We start from the raw sequence: 19,356 nt of genomic DNA, 5'->3' as shown, positions 1-19,356 counted from the left end.
GACCCCCTTGGCGCGCACCCGGCTGCCGGCCGGTATCCGAGTGCGCGCCGAGCGGGTCACACCCGGCCGCACCCGGCCGATATCAGGCATCTCCGAAGACAGCACCGAACGAATGGCTCGTGACATGGACGATGTGAAGGAATCCTGCCTCTTCCCCGAGCGGGACCGGGTGGCCCTCTACGAGGCGACCGCGCCGGGCATGAGCCCGGTGGAGTGGGCGACGGCGAACGCCGACCGCCTCGACGAGCGGCTGGTGACCGCGGGGGCCGTCCTCCTGCGCGGTTTCGACGTGCCGGACGCGTCGGTGTTCTCCGGCTTCGTCAAGGTCTTCGGCGAGGAGCTCGCCGAGTACACCTACCGTTCGACGCCCCGCAGCAAGGTGGGGGACGTCTACACCTCGACGGAGTACCCCGCCAGCGAGGTCATCCCGCTGCACAACGAGAACAGCTACACCAGCACCTGGCCGCGGCGGCTCTGGTTCTACTCGGCCCTCGCGGCGCAGTCCGGGGGCGAGACCCCGCTCGCCGACAGCCACGCCGTCCACCAGCGGATCCCGGCCGACGTGCGCGAGCGCTTCGAGCGGCACGGCGTGCGCTACGTCCGCAACTACCGTACGGGACTGGGCATTTCCTGGGAGGAGACGTTCCCGGGCATGGACCGCGCCGCCGTCGAGGAGTTCTGCGGCGAGCGGGGGATCGTCGTCGAGTGGCTGCCGGGCAACGCGCTGCGGACCACCGAGACCTGCCAGGCGGTCGCCACCCACCCGGTCACCGGCAAGCAGGTCTGGATGAACCAGGCGCACCTGTTCCACGTGTCGAGCCTGAACGAGGCGACCCGCCTCGCCCTGCTCGAACTCATGGCGGAGGACGAGCTCCCGCGCAGCGCGTACTTCGGTGACGGCAGCCGCATCGACGACGCCGACCTGGCCGCGGTCCGCGACGCGTACGAGGCCGAGACGCTCGCCTTCCCGTGGCAGGCCGGCGATCTGCTCATGGTCGACAACATGGCGATGGCCCACGGCCGGAACAGCTTCGAGGGACCGCGCAAGGTCCTCGTGGCGATGACCGGCTCCCACGGCGGCCGGCCGGCCGTCTGAGGGCAGCCGCCCCGCCCGGCCGCGCCCGGGCCGCCCTTCAACGGGCCGCTCCACCCCTGGCCGATGCCGCGCTCCGGGGCCGACCGCCCCGGAGCGGGGCAAGGGACAACGGAACGAGATGAATCGAAACATGTACCGCGGTGTGGACCTGAGTGGCTCTCACGCCCGACTCTCCTACTGGACAGACCGACTGGCGGGGGCTCCGCCCGCGCTCGAACTCGTCACCGACCGCGTGCGCCCCGCGGTCCGCCGCGCCGCCGCGGACGAGGTCCCCTTCGTGCTCGGGCCCGGCCCGGCCGGCCGCCTCGCCGACCTGGGCCGCGAGCACGGCGTGAGCCCGTTCACGGTGCTCGTGGCGGCGCTCCAGCTCCTGCTGGGCCGTTACGCGGCCGCCACGGACGTCAGCCTCGGCACCCCGGCGCCGGACGGCGGCCTGGTGGTCCTGCGCACGGACTGGGCGGACGCTCCGACCTTCGCCGGCCTCCTGACCCGTGTGCAGGAAGCCCTGTCGGGCGCGTACGAGCACGGCGACGTGCCGTTCGACGAGCTCGTGGCGGCCCTGGCGCCGCCGCGCGACCCGAGCCGCGCGCCGCTGGTCCAGGTCGCGGTGGCCAGGGGAGAGGCGGTGCCGCTGGCCTTCGCGCGCGCCTCACAGGAGCGCGGCCACGCCGCCGTTCTCGACCTGTCGGTGGCGTGGGAGGAGAACGCCCGCGAGACGGGCGAGCTGTGCGGTTCGGTGGAGTACGGCACCGATCTGTTCGACCGGGCGACGGTCGAGCGGCTGGTGGGGCACTACCTGACGCTGCTGGAGTCCGCGCTCGCCGACCCCGGCGCCAGGGTGGCGGACCTAGCGCACACGACCCCCGAGGAGCTGGCCCTGGTGGCGGCGTGGGGGAGCGAGGGCGGCGAGGCCCGGATCGGGAACCTCGTCGACGCCTTCCGCGCCCAGGCCGCCAGGACCCCGGACAGCACCGCACTGGTGTTCCCGGACGGCACCTACACCTACGCCGAACTCCTCGCCCGGTCCGAGGAGTTGGCGCACGCACTGGTCGAGCTGGGCATCACGCCGGAGACCGTGGTCGGGCTGGCCATGGACCGTTCGGCGGCGCTGGTCGTCGCGATGCTCGCCGTCCTCACCGCCGGCGCGGTCTACCTGCCGCTCGACCCCGGCCACCCCGAGGCGCGGCTCGCGTTCATGGTGGCGGACAGCCGGGCCCGCCTGGTGCTCGCCGACCGGGAGCTCGGCTTCGCCGGCGACGTGCCCCTCGTCCGGATCGAGGAGCTGACCCCGCGGTCCGGGCCGGTCGGGGAGCCCTTCCCCGCGATCCACCGGGACCAGCGTGCGTGCGTGCTCTACACCTCCGGCTCCACCGGGCGGCCCAAGGGCGTCGAGACCACGCACGCCGGGATCGTCCGGCTGGTGTGCGGCGCGGCCTATCTCGGATTCGGCCCCGAGGACGTGGTGGCGCAGGCGGCGAACGTGTCCTTCGACGCGGCCTCGCTGGAGATCTGGGGAGCGCTCCTCAACGGCGCGCGCCTGGTCGGCATCCGCAAGGACGAGGTGCTCTCGCCCGAACTGCTGCGCGCCCGGATCGAGGAGCACGGCGTGACGGCGATGTTCCTCACCACCTCCGTGTTCCACCAGTGCGTGGACGTCGCGCCCGCCACCCTCTCCTCGCTCCGTACGGTCTTCTTCGGCGGTGAGGAGGCGGACGCCCGGCGGGTCTCGGCGGTGCGTCAGGCCGCACCGGGCCTGCGCCTGGTGAACGGGTACGGCCCGACCGAGGGCACGACCTTCGCCAGCACCTTCGACCCCGTGGACCCGCGGCCGGACGCGGCCCGGGTGCCCATCGGCCGGCCCATCGCCGAGACCAGGCTGCACGTGCTCGACGCGTCCGGCCGGGAGACCGGCATCGGCGTCCCCGGTGAGCTGTACCTGGCCGGCATCGGTCTCGCCCGCGGCTACACCGGCCGTCCCGACCTCACCGCCGAGCGCTTCGTGCCGAGCCCGTTCGGCGTCGGCGAGCGTCTCTACCGGACGGGCGACCTGGCCCGCTGGCGCGAGGACGGACTGCTGGAGTGCCTGGGCCGGGCCGACACCCAGGTGAAGATCCGCGGTGTCCGGATCGAGCCCGAGGAGATCGCCAGCGTCCTCGGGACGTGCCCCGGTGTGCGCGCGGCGGTCGTCGACGTCCAGGGCGAGGCCGGGGACCGGCGCCTGGTCGCGTACGTCGTGCCGGAAGCCGGCCGACCATCCGTCGAGGCACGCGAGTTGCGCGCGTTCCTGGCCGCCCGGATGCCCGAGGCGATGGTGCCCGCGTGGTACGTCGCCCTCCCTGAGCTGCCGCTCACCCCGAACGGCAAGGTGGACCGCCGCGCGCTCCCCGCCCCGACCGGGGCGGACGGCGTCCAGGCCGAGAACCACGTGCCGCCGACCGGTCCGACCGAGGAGCTCGTCGCCCAGGTGTGGGCGGAGCTCCTGGGTGTTTCCGACATCTCCGCGCACGACGACTTCCTCGCGCTCGGCGGCCACTCGCTGCTGGCCACGCAGGTCGTGGCGCGCGTCGGCGCCCGTCTCGGGGTGCAGCTCGGCGTCCGGGACCTGTTCGAGGCGCCGACGGTCGCGGCCCTGGCCGCCCGCGTCGCCTCCGCGCGGCGGGCGGGCTCCGGCGTCCCGGTCGTCCCGGCCGGCCCCGGACCGCACCCCCTCTCCTTCGCCCAGCAGCGGCTCTGGTTCCTCGACCGGCTGGCCCCGGGCAGCCCGCTCTACAACGTGCCGCTGGTCCTGGCCATCGAGGGCGCACTCGACGAGCGGGCACTGGCCGAGAGCGTGCGGGCGCTCGTCCAGCGCCACGCGTCCCTGCGCACGCGCCTGGTCGGGGACGGGGACACCGCCCGGCAGGTGGTCGACGACGACCCGGCCGTCCGGCTCACGACCGTCGACCTGGCGCACCGGTCCGAGGCCGAGCGGGCGGCGGAGACGGAGGCCCATGCCCTGCGCGAGGCGGAGCACCCGTTCGACCTCGCCACCGGCCCGCTGGTCCGGTTCGTCCTGCTGAAGCTCGCCCCGGAGCGCCACGAACTCCTGCTCACGATGCACCACGCGATCTCCGACGGCTGGTCCGTCGGCGTCCTGGTGCGCGACCTGGGCGCGCTCTACGCGGCAGCGGTGCGCGGCGGGCGGCCGGACCTCGCGGACCTGCCGGCCCAGTACCCCGACTACGCCGCGTGGCAGCATCGCCTCCTCGACGGCGGCGTCCGCGACGAGCAGCTCGGGTACTGGAAGGAGCGCCTGCGCGGCGCACCGCCCGTGCTGGAACTGCCCACGGACCGTCCGCGTCCGCCGGTGCCCCGGTACCGGGGCGAGGTGTTCCCGGTGCGGCTCGCCCCGGAACTCACCCGCCGGATCGGCGAGGTGAGCCGCGAGCACGGGGTGACGCGGTTCATGACGCTCCTCGCCGCGTTCCAGCTCACGCTGGGCCGCTACGCGGGCGTGAGGGACGTCAGCGTCGGCTCGCCGGTCTCCGGGCGCACCCGCCCGGAGTTCGAGGGACTCGTCGGCTTCTTCGTCAACACGCTGGTGCTGCGCACCCGGTGGGAGGACGACCCGACGTTCGCCGAGCTCCTGGCCAGGGTGCGGGAGACCACGCTCGGTGCCTACGACCACCAGGACGTGCCGTTCGAGCAGGTCGTCGCGGAGCTCAAGCCGCCGCGCGACCCCAGCCGCACGCCGCTCTTCCAGGCGATGCTCGCGATGCAGAACATCCCCGGGGGCACCACGGTCCTGCCGGGGCTGTCGGTGGCGGCGCGGGAGTCGGTGAGCCGGATCGCCAAGTTCGACCTGACGGTCGCGTGGGAAGAGGCGTCCTTCGACTCGGACGAACTGCGCGGCTCCGTCGAGTACGACACCGACCTCTTCGACCGTGCGACGGCCGAGCGGATGACGCGCCACTACCTGAGGCTGCTGGAGTCGGCGCTCGCCGACCCCGGAGCCCGGGTGTCGGGCCTGACCATGACGAGCCCGGAGGAGGCCGGTATCGCCGCCGGCGGCCCGGCGGCCCCGGCCGCGCCGGCGGCCACCCTGCACGGACTCGTGGCCGACGCGGCCCGGCGCCACCCGAACCGCCCGGCGATCGTCCAAGGCGGCCGGACGCTCACCTACGCCGAGCTGGAGGCGCGCTCCGACGCCGTCTGCGCCCACCTCCGCGCCCGCGGGGTGCGCGCCGGGGACACCGTCGTCGTACGGATGCCCCGCGTCCCGGAGTGGCCCGTCGCCCTGCTCGGCGTGCTGAAGGCGGGCGCCGCGTACGTCCCGACGGACGTCGGTGCGCCGCGCGAGCGGTTCGAGTACGTGGTGGGCGACTCGGGTGCCGTCCTCGTCCTCGGGTCGCGGGCGGACGGCCCGCCGGTGGGCGGGGGAGTGCCGTGGGCCGCCGTCGAGGACGCCCTGGAGAGTCCCGCGGCGGAGGCCGGGCCGGTCCACCCGGCGGCGCTGGCCTACGTCCTCTACACCTCCGGAACGACCGGACGGCCCAAGGGAGTCGGCGTCAGCCACGCCAACCTGGTGCACACGCTCACGGCCGTGGGGGAGCACTACGGGATCGGCCCCGACGACCGCGTCCTGCAGTTCGCCGCCCTCACCTTCGACGTGGCCGCCGAGGAGCTCTTCGCGAGTCTGGTGCGGGGCGCCGGCGTCGTCCTCCTCCCGCCGGGGCCGGTGCCCGGGATCGACGAGCTGATGGAGCTCGTCCGGGCGGAGCGCCTGTCGGTGCTCAACCTGCCGGCGTCCTACTGGCACGAGTGGGTCTCGGTGCTCGACCGGCACCCGGTGACCGCCTGCCCCGCGCTGCGCCTCGTCGTGGTCGGCAGCGAGCGGGTGGACGGCGCGAAGCTCGCCGACTGGCAGGCCGCCGCGCCGGCCCGGGTCCGGTGGCTCAACGCCTACGGCCCGACGGAGACCACCATCACGGCGACCGTCCACACACCGCCGGCGGTTTCCCCGCCCGGCCCGGCCGCCGGGGCCACCGTCCCGATCGGCCGGCCGCTGCCGGGGGTGCGCGCCTATGTGCTCGACGACGTGCTCAACCCGGTACCGCCGGGCGTCGAGGGCGAGTTGTACCTCGCGGGCGGCGGCGTGGCGCGCGGCTACCTCGGGGACCCGGCGCGCACCGCGCAGAGCTTCCTGCCCGACCCCTGGGGCGGACCCGGCGAGCGCATGTACGCGACGCGGGACCGCGCCCGCCGGGCGGCCGACGGGGTGCTGCAGTTCCTCGGCCGGACCGACGACCAGGTCAAGCTGCGCGGCTTCCGCATCGAGCTGGGCGAGATCGAGGCGGCGCTCGCCTCGCACCCCGCCGTGCGCGAGGCGGTGGCGGTCCTGCGCGAGGACACCCCCGGCAGGCCGCAGCTGGCCGGATACGTGGCACTCGCGGGCCCGGCGTCGCCGGCGGACCTGCGGGCGTACGCCGAGGAGCGGCTGCCGGGCTACATGGTGCCGGCCGCGATCGTCGTCCTCGACGAACTGCCGCGCAGCGAGCGCGGCAAGCTGGACCGGCGCGCCCTGCCCGCGCCCGGCCGCCCGGCCGGTGAGGCCGTGGCCCGGCTGCTCCCCACCGGTGAACTCGAGGTCGAGGTGGCCGCGATCTGGCGCCGGATCCTCGGGGTCGAGGACATCGGCGCCGAGGAGAACTTCTTCGAGGCCGGCGGCCACTCGCTCCTGATGGTGCGGATGCAGGCCCGGCTCTCCGAAGTACTCGGCCGGAAGGTCCCGGTGGTGGACCTCTTCCGCTACCCGACCGTGCGCTCGCTCGCGCGCTACCTCGCCGCGGGCGACACGTCGACCGCCGGGACCCGGGGCCGCAGCCGGGCCGAGGCACGAAAGACCCTGCAGGGGGCGCGAACGCCGAGAAGGCGGGCAAACGGCCCCAGGACGTTGGAGACGTTGGAGACCAAGAACGATGACTGACGAGACGATGACCGAAGAGAACGACCTGCCCGCCAACGCCGTCGCCATCGTCGGCATGGCCGTCCGCGTCCCCGGGGCCCGGACCCTGGAGGGCTTCTGGCAGAACCTCCGGGACGGTGTGGAGTCCATCGCGACCTTCACCGACGAGGAACTGCTCGCCGCCGGCGCCACACCGGAGGAGATCGCCCGCCCCGGCTACGTCCGGGCGCGTGGCGCCCTTGAGGACGTGGAGGGCTTCGACGCGCGGTTCTTCGGCTTCTCCCCGCGCGAGGCGCAGCTGCTCGACCCCCAGCACCGTCTCTTCCTGGAGTGCGCGTGGGAGGCGCTCGAACACGCGGGCCGCCCCTCGGAGGCGACCGACACGGTGACCGGCGTGTTCGCGGGCGTGGGCGAGAGCTCGTATCTGCTGCACAACCTGCTTCCCCGTCAGGACCTGGTCGCGCGGATCGGCGAGTTCCAGACCTCGCTCGGCAACGACAAGGACTTCGCGCCGACCCGCGTCTCCTACAAGCTGGACCTGCGCGGCCCGAGCGTCAGCGTGCAGACCGGCTGCTCCACCTCCCTGGTGGCCGTGCACACCGCGTGCCAGGCCCTGGTCAACGGTGAGTGCGACGTCGCCCTCGCGGGCGGCGCGACCGTCACCGCCGCCCAGCGCCGGGGCTACCAGTACGAGGAAGGCGGCGTCCTCTCCAAGGACGGCCACTGCCGGGCGTTCGACGCCGAGGCGTCGGGCACCGTCCCGGCCAGCGGCAGCGGCATCGTGGTGCTCAAGCGCCTGGAGGACGCCGTCGCGGACGGCGACGTGATCCACGCGGTGATCCGCGGCTCCGCGATCAACAACGACGGTGCCCGGAAGGCGGGCTTCACCGCGCCGAGCGTCGAGGGACAGGCCGATGTCATCGCCGAGGCCCTCGGCGTCGCCGATGTGGACCCGTCGACCGTGACGTTCGTGGAGGCCCACGGCACCGGTACGCCGATCGGCGACCCGATCGAGGTGGCGGCCCTGAAGGCCGTCTTCGGTGATGTGCCGCAGCGTGTCGCCCTCGGCTCGGTGAAGACCAACCTCGGCCACCTGGACACCGCCGCCGGAGTCATCGGGGTGATCAAGACGGTGCTCGCGCTCAAGGCACGCGAGCTGCCGCCGTCGCTGCACTTCACCCGGCCGAACCCGCAACTCGGCCTGGAGGAAGGTCCGTTCTATGTGAACGCGGCTCTCGCGCCGTGGTCCGAGGGGGTGCTGCGCGCCGGCGTCAGCTCCTTCGGCATCGGCGGGACCAACGCCCATGTGGTGCTGGAGGAGGCCCCCGCACGCATGCCGGCGGTCAACGGACGGCGGCTGCACGTGCTGCCGCTCTCCGCCGCCACCGCGACGGCGCTGCGGGCCACCGGGACGCGGCTCGCCGCACACCTGCGGGCCCACCCGGAGGAGAACCTGGCCGACGTCGCGTACACCCTCCAGCGCGGTCGCTGGACGCTGGCGCACCGCGGCTTCGTCGTGGCCGGTGGCCCGGCGCAGGCCGCCGACGCCCTGGCCCTGCCGGCCTTCGACCGGCCCGGCGCGCCCGAGACCGCGAAGGACCGCGAGGTCGTCTTCCTCTTCTCGGGCCAGGGCGCGCAGCGGATCCGGATGGGACAGGCCCTCTACGCGAACGAGCCGGTGTTCCGCAGGGAGGTCGACCGGGCGGCCGGGATCCTCGCGCCGGCCCTCGGCGAGGACGTCCGCCGTCTGCTGTACCCCCAGACGGGGGAGGCGGAGCAGGCCGAGACGATCCACCAGACCCGCTTCGCCCAGCCCGCCCTGTTCGTCCTGGAGTACGCGCTGGCCCGGCTCTGGATGGCCTGGGGCGTCCGCCCGGCGGCGATGCTCGGCCACAGCCTCGGTGAGCTGGTGGCCGCGTGCCTCGCCGGGGTCATGGCGCCCGAGGACGCGCTGCGCCTGGTCGCGGCGCGCGGACGGCTCATGCAGGACGCCGCGGCCGGTGCCATGGTCGCGGTGCCGCTCCCGGAGAGCGAGGTCGCGCCGCTGCTCGACGGCGGGTTGGACATCGCCGCGGTGAACGGGCCCCGAGCCTGCGTGGTGTCCGGCCCCTTCGACGCGGTCGCCGGATTCGAGCTGCGCATGGCCGGGCAGGGTGTGGCGACCAAGCGCCTGCGGACCTCGCACGCCTTCCACTCCCGCATGATGGAGGCCGCCGCGGCGGCGTTCGAGGCGGAGGTGGCGCGAGTTCGCCTGTCGGCCCCGCAGATCCCCTTCGTCTCCAGCGTGACCGGTACCTGGATCACCGACGAGGAGGCCGTCAGCCCGGCCTACTGGGCCCGGCAGATCCGTGCCACGGTCCGGTTCGCCGACGGCCTGCACACCGTGCGCCGCCCGGGCGTGCTGCTGCTGGAGGTCGGCCCGGGCCAGAGCCTGGTGCGCCTCGTGGGAGAGGGCGGCCGTGATGCCGTCGCGTCGCTGCCGTCCAACGGACCGGACAGCGACGCCGAGGCCGAGCTGCTGACCGCCGTCGGCGAACTGTGGTGCCGGGGCGCCTCGGTGGACTGGGAGGCCCTGCACGGCGCCGAGGTCCCGCACCGGACCGTGCTCCCCACCTACCCCTTCGAGCACGAGCACTGCTGGGTCGACGCCCCGAGCGGCACGGCGACGGCACCGGTGGCCCCCGGCGCGCTCCTGGCGCGCGGCTTCCGCCGACTGGGCCCGGAAGGCGCCCCGCGTGGCGAGGAGGCCCAGGGCGTGTGGCTCGTGGCCGCGGACCGGACGGACACCGTGGACGCGGTGGTGGAACTGCTGCGCGCCCGGGACGGGAGGGTGGTCACCGTCCCGTCGGCCGCGGCCGGTGCGAACGTGCCGGCCTCCAAGGTCGACGCGGGCGTGCGGGTCGAGGGCGTGCTGGTCGGCATGCTGGACGCCGCCACGCTCGCCCCGGCCGAGCTGAGCGCCTGGGAGCACGCTCTGACGGAACGCGGGGGCGCGGATGCGCGGATCGTCGTGGTGACGTCCGGCGCGCTCGACGTCACCGGCGAGGAACCCCTCGTGCCGCTCCGGGGAGCCCTGGCCGCCTGGGCGCAGGGCAGCCGTCGGCGGGCCCTCGTCGACGTCACCGTGCCGGGCACCGCGGCCGGGGTGCGCCGCCTCGCCGCCGCGCTGCTCCGTGAGGTGTGTCGCCCGGCCCACGCGCCCGTGGTCGCGCTGCGCGGCGGGCACCGGTTCGTGCCGGTGCTGGAGCCCCTGCCCACGGCGCCTCGCGAGGCGCACGAGCGGCACCGCGACGCCCACTACGCGCTCTGGGGCGACGAGCCGTGGACGGCCGCGTTCGGCCGCGCGCTGACCCGGGCCGGCGCCTGTGTGCTGCCCGGTCCGACCGCCTCCGCGGACCTCGCCGGGCCGACCACCGCCGTGGTGGTGCTCGCCGCGGACGCCGCCGAGGACGAAGCCCTCGCGCTGCTCACGAGCGTCGCCTCCGCCGTGGCGTCCGGGTACCGGGCAACCGAGGTCCACCTCGTGGGCCGCACGGGGACCGACACCGGCGAGCCGCCGCTCGCGGGCGTGGTCGAGGCCTTCCTCGCGCTGGCCGGCCGGGAGTCCGAGATGCCGTGGACGAGCTACACCTGGCCGGTCGGCGACCTCGCGGCCGTCGAACGCCGGGTGGCACGCGTCGTCGGCGCGGCCTCGGGCTGCCACACCGTCGTGACGTCGGAGGACGAGCCCGCGGATTCCGCCCTCTCTTCCGGCGAGGACGTCGCCGACGGTGAGCCGGCGTACGAGGACGAGGCCGAACGCGAGGTCGCGGCGGTCTTCGAGGACCTGCTCGGCGCCCGGCACATCGCGCCCACCACCGGATTCTTCGAGCTCGGCGGCCACTCCCTGCTCGCGGCCCAGTTCGTGACCCAGATGCGCGAGGTGTGCGGCGTCGAGCTGCCGCTGAGCACGTTCTTCGCGGACCCGACGATCCGGGGCCTCGCCGGTGCCCTGCGCACCGCCCGCACCCGGACCGGTGCCGCCGTCGAGCTCTGGCCCGCCGTCGTGCCCGACCCCGCCGCCGCGGCGGAGCCCTTCCCGCTCACCGACGTGCAGCAGGCGTACTTCGTCGGCCGGACCGGCGTCTTCGAGCTCGGCAACGTGGGCATGCACGGCTACGAGGAGTTCGACGTCCCGGACCTGGACGTGCCCCGGATGGAGCGCGCGTTCCGCCGCCTGATCCAACGCCACGGCATGCTCCGTGTCGTCGTGCTCCCGCACGGCGAGCAGCAGATCCTCAACGACGTCCCGGACTACGTCATCGCGACCGAGGACGTGCGCGGCCTGACCGAGGAGGCGGCGCAGGAGGTGCTGGAGCGGACCCGCCAGGAGCTGTCGCACCAGGTCTTCACTCCCGACCGCTGGCCGCTGTTCGACCTGCGCGCCACCGTCATGGACGGCGGCCTGGGCCGGGTGCACTACAGCGTCGACGGCCTGATCACCGACGCCTGGGCGTACGGCCTCGTGATGCGGGAGCTCGTCGAGCTCTACGCCGACCCCGACGCCGAGCTTCCCGAGCTCGAACTCACCTTCCGGGACTACGTGTTGGCGGAGCGGAGCCTGGAGTCGGGCGAGCGCTTCCGGAGTGCCGAGGAGTACTGGCTGGGGCGCATCCCGGAGCTGGCCGTCGCTCCCGAGCTGCCGCTGGCCCGCGACCCGCGCACCATCGACACCCCGCGCTTCCACCGCACCGGCGGGGAACTGCCGCAGGAGTCCTGGGCCCGCGTCAAGGCGTCGGCCTCGCGGCGCGGCATCACGCCCACGGCGCTGCTGCTGACGGCGTACAGCGAGGTGCTCGCGACGTGGTCGAAGAACCGTCGCTTCACCCTCAACCTCCCCATGGCGAACCGGCTTCCGCTGCACCCGCAGGTCGAGGAGATCATCGGCGACTTCACCTCGGTGACGCTGCTGGAGATCGACGCCGTCAGCGAGGCGCCGTTCGAGACGCGGGCGGTGGCGGTGCGCGACCGGCTGGTGGCCGACCTCGACCACCGGCTGTTCAGCGGCCTGCGCGTGATGCGGGAGATGAAGAAGGCCCGCGGTGACGCGGCGGCGGCGATGCCGGTCGTCTTCACCAGTCTGTTCGTCAACCACGGCGACGACGACCAGCTCGGCGAGGTGGTCTACAGCATCTCGCAGACGCCCCAGGTCTGGATCGACGCGCAGGTGTACGAGGCCGCCGGCGCCCTCGTCCTGGACATCGACGCGGTCGAGGGGCTCTTCCCCCAGGGCATGGTCGCGGCGATGCACGCCGCCACGCTGGAGCTCCTGGAATGGCTCGCGCTCGACGACGGCAACTGGGGCCGTCCGGTGCCCTCGCTGGTCCCCCGCGCGGACCTGGCGGCGTGGGAGGAGTACAACCGGACCGACGGGCCGCTGCCCTCGGGCCTCCTCCACGAGCCGTTCTTCGCCACGGCGGCGCGCGCACCCGAGCGGCCCGCCGTCATCACGCCGAGCCGTACCCTGAGCTACGGCGAACTGGCCGCGCGCGCCCGCCACATCGCCGCGCGCCTCGACGGCGTCGGGGTCGTCCCGAACGACCTCGTCGCGGTGGTCATGGAGAAGGGCTGGGAGCAGTGCGCGGCCGTGCTCGGCATCCTCGCCGCCGGCGCCGCCTACCTGCCCATCGATCCCGAACTGCCCGCCGAGCGGATCCGGTTCCTGCTGGAGCACGGACACGTCCGCGCGGTCCTGACGCAGTCGCGCGTGGCGGAGGCCGAGGCCGGCCGTTTCGCGGGCGTGGACACCGTGCTGCACGTGGACCGGCTCGACCCCGCGTCGGACGCCGAGGCCGCCCTGCCGGTCGCGATCCGTACGAAGCCCGAGGACCTCGCGTACGTCATCTTCACGTCCGGCTCCACCGGGCTGCCCAAGGGCGTGATGATCAACCACCGGGGCGCCCTCAACACGGTCGTCGACATCAACGAGCGGTTCGGCGTGGGGGAGGACGACCGGGTCCTGGCGCTGTCCTCGCTCAGCTTCGACCTGTCGGTCTACGACGTCTTCGGCCCGCTCGCGGTCGGCGGCGCGGTGGTCGTGCCGGACGCCCGGGCCCACCGGGACCCGGCGGCCTGGCTGGCGCTCATGGACGAGGCCGGGGTCACCGTCTGGAACTCCGTGCCCGCGCTGATGGAGCTGCTGGTCGAGCACATGAGCGTGAAGGGGCTGACCGGGCTCGAGGCCGAGGGCGGGCTCAAGCTCGTGATGCTCAGCGGCGACTGGCTGCCGGTGACGCTCCCCGACCGCATCCGGCAACTGTTCGCGGCGCCGGAGGTCGTCAGCCTCGGCGGCGCGACGGAGGCGTCGATCTGGTCCATCCTGTACCCGATCGGCGAGGTGCCGGAGCACTGGGCGAGCATCCCGTACGGCCACCCGATGCGTAACCAGACCTTCCATGTGCTCGACGAGGCGCTGCGCCCGCGCCCGATCGGCGTCCCGGGCCAGCTCTACATCGGCGGCGTCGGCCTCGCGGACGGCTACCTGCGGGACGAGACGAAGACCAAGGGCAGCTTCATCACCCACCCGGTGACCGGCGACCGGCTCTACCGGACCGGCGACCTCGGCCGGTTCCTGCCGGGCGGGGAGATCGAGTTCCTCGGCCGTGAGGACTTCCAGGTCAAGGTGCAGGGCTACCGCATCGAGCTGGGCGAGATCGAGGCCGCGCTCATGCAGCACCCGGACATCCGTGCCGCCGTGGCCGTGGTGGACGGGGACCCGCGCGGTACCAAGCGCCTGGTGGCGTTCGTCGTCCCGCAGACCGGTGGCGTGATGCCGCAGGACGTCCGGGAGTTCCTCGGGGAGAAGCTGCCGGCGTACATGGTGCCGACGGTCCTCCTGGAGATCGACGCCCTGCCGCTCACGGCGAACGGCAAGGTCGACCGGCGCGCGCTCGTGGTCCCGGAGAACGCGGCCGAGGAGACCGCGCCCCCGTACGAGGCCCCGGGCACGCCCATAGAGGAGGCCATCGCGGAGGTCTGGTCGGCCATGCTGAACGTCGAACTCATCGGCGTCCACGACAACTTCTTCCTCCTCGGCGGCGACTCGCTCATGGCGATGCGCGCGGTGGTCCACCTGCGCAAGGCACTTGACCTGGACATCCCGATCCGCGTCCTCTTCGACAGCGAGACGCTGGCGGACACCGCCCTCCTCATCGAGGACCTGCTGTTCGCCGAGATCGAGGGCATGTCCGACGAGGAAGCCCAGTCGCTCCTCGCCGACGACTGAGACCATCCTGGAGAACACACATCGTGAACCGCACCGCAGTCATCGCAGCGAAGCGCGCCCACGGCTGGATCGTGGGCGCGCGGCGCCCGGCCGCACCCACCGTCAGGCTCCTGTGCCTGCCCCACGCCGGCGGCGGCTCCTCGGCCTACGCCTCGTGGGCCGCGGCCCTCGACGACACGATCGAGGTCTGCCCCGTCGAGCTGCCCGGCCGCCAGTCGCGCTGGCGTGACCAGGCCTTCGCCCACAGCGAGCCGCTCGTCGACGGCCTCGCATCCGCGATCACGGACGAACTCGACGTCCCCTACGCCCTGTTCGGCCACAGCATGGGCTCCCTGCTGGCGTACGAACTGGCGCGGACACTGCGCCGCCGAGGCCTCCCGGAACCGCGCGCCCTGTTCGTCTCCGGAGGCCCCGCACCGCAGCTGCCCCGCGAGCAGCCCGGAGTCCATGACCGGTCCGACGACGTGGTGGTCGAGAAACTCCGCATGCTGGGCGGCCTCCCTGAGGAGGTCTACGCCGAACCCGAGTTGCTGGAAGTCCTCCTGCCGGCCATCCGCGCGGACTTCTCGGTGTGCGAGACCTACCGCCATCGGCCGGAGCCGCCGCTCGGGTGCCCCGTCGTGGCCTTCGCCGGGGCCGAGGACGCCGAGGTGCCGCCCGCGCGCATGGAGCCCTGGCGCGAGCAGACGACGGCGGGATTCGAGATGCACGTCCTTCCCGGTGACCACTTCTTCGTGAGGAGCTCACAGGCGGCGGTCCTTGAGACCGTCCAGGCCACGCTGGCGGCCGTGTCCGGTGGCGACCGGGCCTGACCACCCCGTCCGGCCCGGGCCCCGCCCGGGCCGGACACCTCCGCGGCTGCCTGGCCTGGCGCCGTCCCGGGTCGGGCCGGCCTGGCCGGTGCTCTGGGGGCGCGGGGGTTCAGTCGGCTGCCGGGGTGATCTCGTACATGCCGGGGCCGTCCAGGTAGCGCACGGTGTTGAGGTCGCGTTGCAGGACGGCATCCACCGGGTGGCCGAGCGTCAGGGTGGCCGGGTAGCCGCGGTCGTAGGTGGTGGCGGTGATCTCGTCGCCTGGTTCCACGAGCACGGTGAGATCACGGAAGCTCGCCAGCTCCTTGAGCCGGTCGAGCGCGCGATAGCCGCGCAGCCGCCCGGAAGCCGGAGCGACCAGCGCCGCCCAGGCGAACGCGTGTCGCCGCCGGTAGGGCCGGCCCACCCGGGCGTGGAACCGCTCGGGCCGGACGTAGGCGTCGACCGTCCACTCCAGCTGCCCCTCGCCCAGGACCTCGGTCGTGTAGTGGGGCAGCCCCGAGAGGCGGGCGCCCGCCTCGACCAGCCGCGGGCCGTCCGGAGTCAGCTTGATCTCCAGGTGCGCCGCGCCGTACCGGATGCCGAGAGCGTCCAGCACCTGGCAGCCGTACTCGAGGAGCTCGCTGACCGGCTGTTCGTCGGAGCGCAGCAGCACCTGCGCGGTCACCAGGTCCAGTACCCCGTTGGCCTGGATCCGCTCGGTGCGCCAGGCATCGGTCAGCTGGTGCACACCCGCGCAACTGACCGTGTTCACAATGTACTCGGCACCCACCAGGTACTCCTGGGCGACGACCTCGGTGACCGGCTCGCCCAGCACCATGCGGCGGTCGCGGAGCCCGCGCAGCGCGGCGGCCGACTCCTGCGGTGCGTCGCAGAACGACACGCCGTCGCCCCAGTAGCCGCGGAGCGGTTTGACGACCACGGTGCCGCCCAAATCCTTGTGCCAGGCCAGCAGTTCGTCCTCATCGCCGGTGCGCAGTTGCCGCATGCCGGGGACGCCATGAGCCTTGACCGTCTCGATCTGCACGTACTTGTCGCGCCGCGCGGCGCTCAGGGCCGTGCCGTTGGAGGGCAGGCCGAGTCGTTCGGAGAGGGCGTCGGCGAGCTCCACCCCGGTCTCGCGGCCGGCCAGGACCGCGACCGGCTCCAGCGCGGCGAGCTTCGCGGTCAGATCGTCCAACTCGCCGTCAAAAACCAGGACATGACTGAACGCTCGCTCGTCCACCGGGTCGACCCCGACCGGCGGCTCGGGCGTGCTCCGCACCTGGATCACCTCGCCGCCCACCGCGTCGAACGCGCCGGTGAACCCGAAGGACGTGCCGAACGCGTCGACGACCGCGACACGGAATGCTGACATCGGGTGCCTGCCTACTGGTTGGCCGGAAGGGAGTCGGGCTGGGCGAGATCGCCCCGGAGCGTGAGGAGTCGGTACACCGCGTTGGTGAGCACATACCGGACGCTGAACCCTGACGTGCCGGAGTTCCGGTCGTTCAGGATGTCGTGTTCGCCGCCCTGCTCCCGGATGCCACGGCGCGTCAGCCCGGCCCGGTCCTGGAACTCCTCCGGGAGTGCATGCCGGGTGACGCCCAGGTGCGCCATCCGGAAGTCCACGAACTTGTCGATGACCCTGACCAGTTGGGCGCGCTCGGCGCGGTCGAGTACAAGAAGGCCGTCCCGAAGCCGCTGGGAAACGTTCGCCCCGCGACTGGAGTCGCTGCGCCACTGCGCGATGACGGGCCGGGACCACGAGGGGAAGTAGGCCATCGACTGGTCCAGGAAGATGCCGTACCCCTTCGACGGCGGCAGCAGGGCCAGTTCGAGAAGGTGAACGCTGGGCATGAAGGCACCGCTTGCGCCGCGCGGGCCCCCGGGATGGCCCATGTGGTAGAGGCGGAACCGGTTGAACGCCTGCTGCGACAGCTTGCGGTATGTCGCCATGTACCGCGTGAACTCCACCAGGCACTGGGCTACACCCTCCAGGACTTCGGCCGGCCGGGCGGTCGCCGTCGCCAGGATCAGCGAGCGCAGACCGTACGCGGCCGACTTGGCCCACGGTTCGGAAAGGTGGTGGCCCAGATAGAAGTCCCGCTCCAGGGCCGCGTCCTGGCCGGCGGAGAACACCCGGATGTCACCGCTGCGGCGGTATTCCTCGCAGTTGACGTCGATCAGGAGTTCGTAGCTGAGATAGGGATCAAGGGTGTGGAACTTGCCGCACTGCGCGGATATCAGGTCGGTCAGCGCACGGGGTGCGGCCTGCGGCCCCGCCGGTGTGTAACCGCCGAGCAGGAAGAGCAGATCGAGCTGGGTGAGGCGTGCGATCCGCTCGTCGTCCTCCGAGAGGCAGAGCGGAGCGGCTTCCTGAAGTATCCGCTGCTGCTTCTGGGCGAGGTGATGGTGCATCAGGCGTCCTGCGGAGAGGTCCCGAAGATCGGCGGGAAGACCGCGTAAGACGTAGTCGCGCAGGGGTGAGCCCGAGCGACTGGGGGTGGGAGGGGTGTCCTGCCGGGGGTGCGCGACACCGTCGAAGAGCTGGCTGCTGTCCACTTCTGCTCCTTGCCGGCCGCCGCGACGGCGCCGCTGCGGCATGGGTCCAGCGCTGCTTGACAGTTGTCAGATTACTGGCGGTCTGACAACTGTCAAGCAAGGTAGGAGCGTTATGTGACGGGTCAGACATGGCAGAGGGGTGGTCGGCGTCCACCGGGTACACTGGCGGCCGCGCCGCGCCGGGCGCACCAGAACCCAGGGTGGGACGAGAGGGGGAAGCCGGTGGCCCGCGATGACGCGGACATCCTGCGCCGGGGCCTCGCCGCCTTCGCCGAACTCGGCTACCAGGGAACCACCGTCCGGGAGTTGGCGAAGCGGCTCGGTGTCAGCCACAACTACGTCAACGACCGCTACGGCTCCAAGGAGCAGTTCTGGCGTGCGGTGGTCGACTTCGGCATGGCGGACCACGTGGCGGACCTGATGGCCTCGTTCGAGCACGCGGACGACGTCGACGTGCTGCGAGCCGTGGTCACCCGGTGGTTCACCCTTGCGGCCGGCACCCCCGAAGCGAACCGCATCATCGCCGAGGAGTCGGTCCGCGACTCCACCAGGCTCGACTACCTGGCCGAAAGGTACACGCGTCGATTCTGGGACGAACTGACCCCGGTCATCCAGCGGTTGATGGACAGCGGCCGGATGCCGCAGGTGCCGCTGCTCCTGGTCTTCGTGGCCCTCAACGGTCCGGCATTGGCGCTGACGCATCAGAACATGCACAACCGGCTCGGACCGGCGGTGCCGGACACGGACGAGGGCAGGATCCGGATGGCCGAGCAGCTGGCGCGGCTGGTCGTCGAGGGCCTCGTGCCATCGGGCCCCGGCCGTGAGGAAACGCCGGCCCGGACCAGTCCCGACTCATAGGCGGCGATCACCGCCTTGGTGCGGTCGCGGACGTCCAGCTTGCCGAAGACGCCGGTGATGTGGCTCTTCGCGGTGGAGGCGCCGATCTCTGGCTAAGGGATGTCAGAACGTCGTTCAGACCACTGACCTGGGAGTTTCCAGTGGTGGCGGCGGGGGCGCGTCGGATCCGGCGGGAGACTCACTCGTTCAGGTGAACGTCCCAGCCGGGACCGGGGATCTGTAGCAGGCTCGCCTTCGGCAGCTGGCGGACCGTCAGCACATCGACGACGAACCCACGGAGACTCCCATGGGCAACTTTCCGGCAGACCTCAAGTACACCAAGGACCACGAGTGGGTGAGGGTCACAGGCAAGGACAAGGCCCGTGTGGGCATCACCGACTATGCGCAGAAGCAGCTCGGCGACATCGTCTTCGTCGAACTCCCCAAGGCCGGAGCCAAGTTCAAGGCGAGCGAGTCGATCGGCACGGTGGAGTCGGTCAAGTCGGTGAGCGAGATCTACTCGCCGCTCACCGGGACGATCACCGCGGTGAACGAGGACCTGAACGAGGAGCCCGAGCAGGTCAACGAGGACCCGTACGGCGACGGCTGGTTTGTCGAGATCACCTTGACCAAGGCCGACGAGCTGAAGGGACTGCTCGATGCCGCCCAGTACGAGGAGTACATCGCCGAAGGCTAGGCCGATTCTCTCGTACCATCCGATCGCCGGTTGACCTGTGCCGTTGACTGACACGCGGTCGGCGCGGATCGAGCCGCTCCCGCCGGACCGGACGCCGAGGCGAGACGGGCGGCGGCGTATCACCGGCAGACGACCGACGCGATCACATGGAACCGCCGGGCC

8 protein-coding genes and 1 pseudogene are annotated in these 19,356 nt (G+C 72.9%); 6 read left to right on the top strand and 3 right to left on the bottom strand.

Annotated elements, in window-relative coordinates; genetic code table 11:
• The first annotated feature begins 124 nt into the window (after positions 1-124).
• The 4 genes from ACSMTC_RS09980 (at position 125) to ACSMTC_RS09965 (ending at position 15,116) form a co-directional block, all read left to right on the top strand.
• Positions 125-1,096 carry a TauD/TfdA family dioxygenase gene (locus tag ACSMTC_RS09980; protein WP_436559310.1) on the top strand — a complete coding sequence of 324 codons (972 nt, stop codon included), beginning with the start codon at positions 125-127 and terminating at the stop codon, positions 1,094-1,096.
• A 118-nt stretch (positions 1,097-1,214) separates the two neighbouring features.
• Positions 1,215-7,061, top strand: coding sequence for an amino acid adenylation domain-containing protein (locus tag ACSMTC_RS09975; RefSeq protein ID WP_436559309.1), 5,847 nt, complete (start codon positions 1,215-1,217; stop codon positions 7,059-7,061).
• Positions 7,054-14,304 carry a hybrid non-ribosomal peptide synthetase/type I polyketide synthase gene (locus ACSMTC_RS09970; RefSeq protein ID WP_436559308.1) on the top strand — a complete coding sequence of 2,417 codons (7,251 nt, stop codon included), beginning with the start codon at positions 7,054-7,056 and terminating at the stop codon, positions 14,302-14,304. Before ACSMTC_RS09975 ends, ACSMTC_RS09970 begins: the two co-directional genes overlap by 8 nt.
• Positions 14,305-14,327: 23 nt before the next feature.
• Complete coding sequence (locus ACSMTC_RS09965; protein ID WP_436559307.1) at positions 14,328-15,116, top strand: thioesterase II family protein; 789 nt, start codon at positions 14,328-14,330, stop codon at positions 15,114-15,116.
• A 109-nt stretch (positions 15,117-15,225) separates the two neighbouring features.
• Here the strand turns inward: ACSMTC_RS09965 and ACSMTC_RS09960 are convergent, their stop codons facing one another.
• Together ACSMTC_RS09960 and ACSMTC_RS09955 are read right to left on the bottom strand one after the other, a co-directional pair.
• On the bottom strand, positions 15,226-16,473 hold the full coding sequence (locus tag ACSMTC_RS09960) for an ATP-grasp domain-containing protein (RefSeq protein WP_436559306.1): 1,248 nt from the start codon (positions 16,471-16,473) through the stop codon (positions 15,226-15,228).
• 11 nt (positions 16,474-16,484) lie between these two features.
• Entirely contained in the window at positions 16,485-17,660 is a 1,176-nt protein-coding gene (locus ACSMTC_RS09955; RefSeq protein WP_436559305.1) for a hypothetical protein, read from the bottom strand.
• Between the two features lie 114 nt (positions 17,661-17,774).
• Between ACSMTC_RS09955 and ACSMTC_RS09950 the strand changes: the two genes are divergently transcribed.
• A complete protein-coding gene (locus tag ACSMTC_RS09950; protein ID WP_436559304.1) occupies positions 17,775-18,518 on the top strand; it encodes a TetR/AcrR family transcriptional regulator in 744 nt (247 codons plus the stop codon).
• Here ACSMTC_RS09950 and ACSMTC_RS09945 read toward each other — a convergent pair.
• A pseudogene (locus ACSMTC_RS09945) lies at positions 18,491-18,604 on the bottom strand (DNA-binding response regulator); the annotation flags it as partial. The gene ACSMTC_RS09950 and the pseudogene ACSMTC_RS09945 overlap by 28 nt on opposite strands.
• 200 nt (positions 18,605-18,804) lie before the next feature.
• Between ACSMTC_RS09945 and gcvH the strand changes: the two are divergent.
• Positions 18,805-19,194, top strand: coding sequence for a glycine cleavage system protein GcvH (gcvH, locus tag ACSMTC_RS09940; protein ID WP_436559303.1), 390 nt, complete (start codon positions 18,805-18,807; stop codon positions 19,192-19,194).
• Positions 19,195-19,356: the final 162 nt, after the last annotated feature.

This window comes from Kitasatospora sp. HPM-01-4, assembly GCF_051374625.1.
Classification (GTDB): Bacteria; Actinomycetota; Actinomycetes; order Streptomycetales; family Streptomycetaceae; genus Kitasatospora.
The sequence above is the reverse complement of the archived record's forward strand: the minus strand, read 5'-3'. Positions and strand labels throughout refer to the sequence as shown.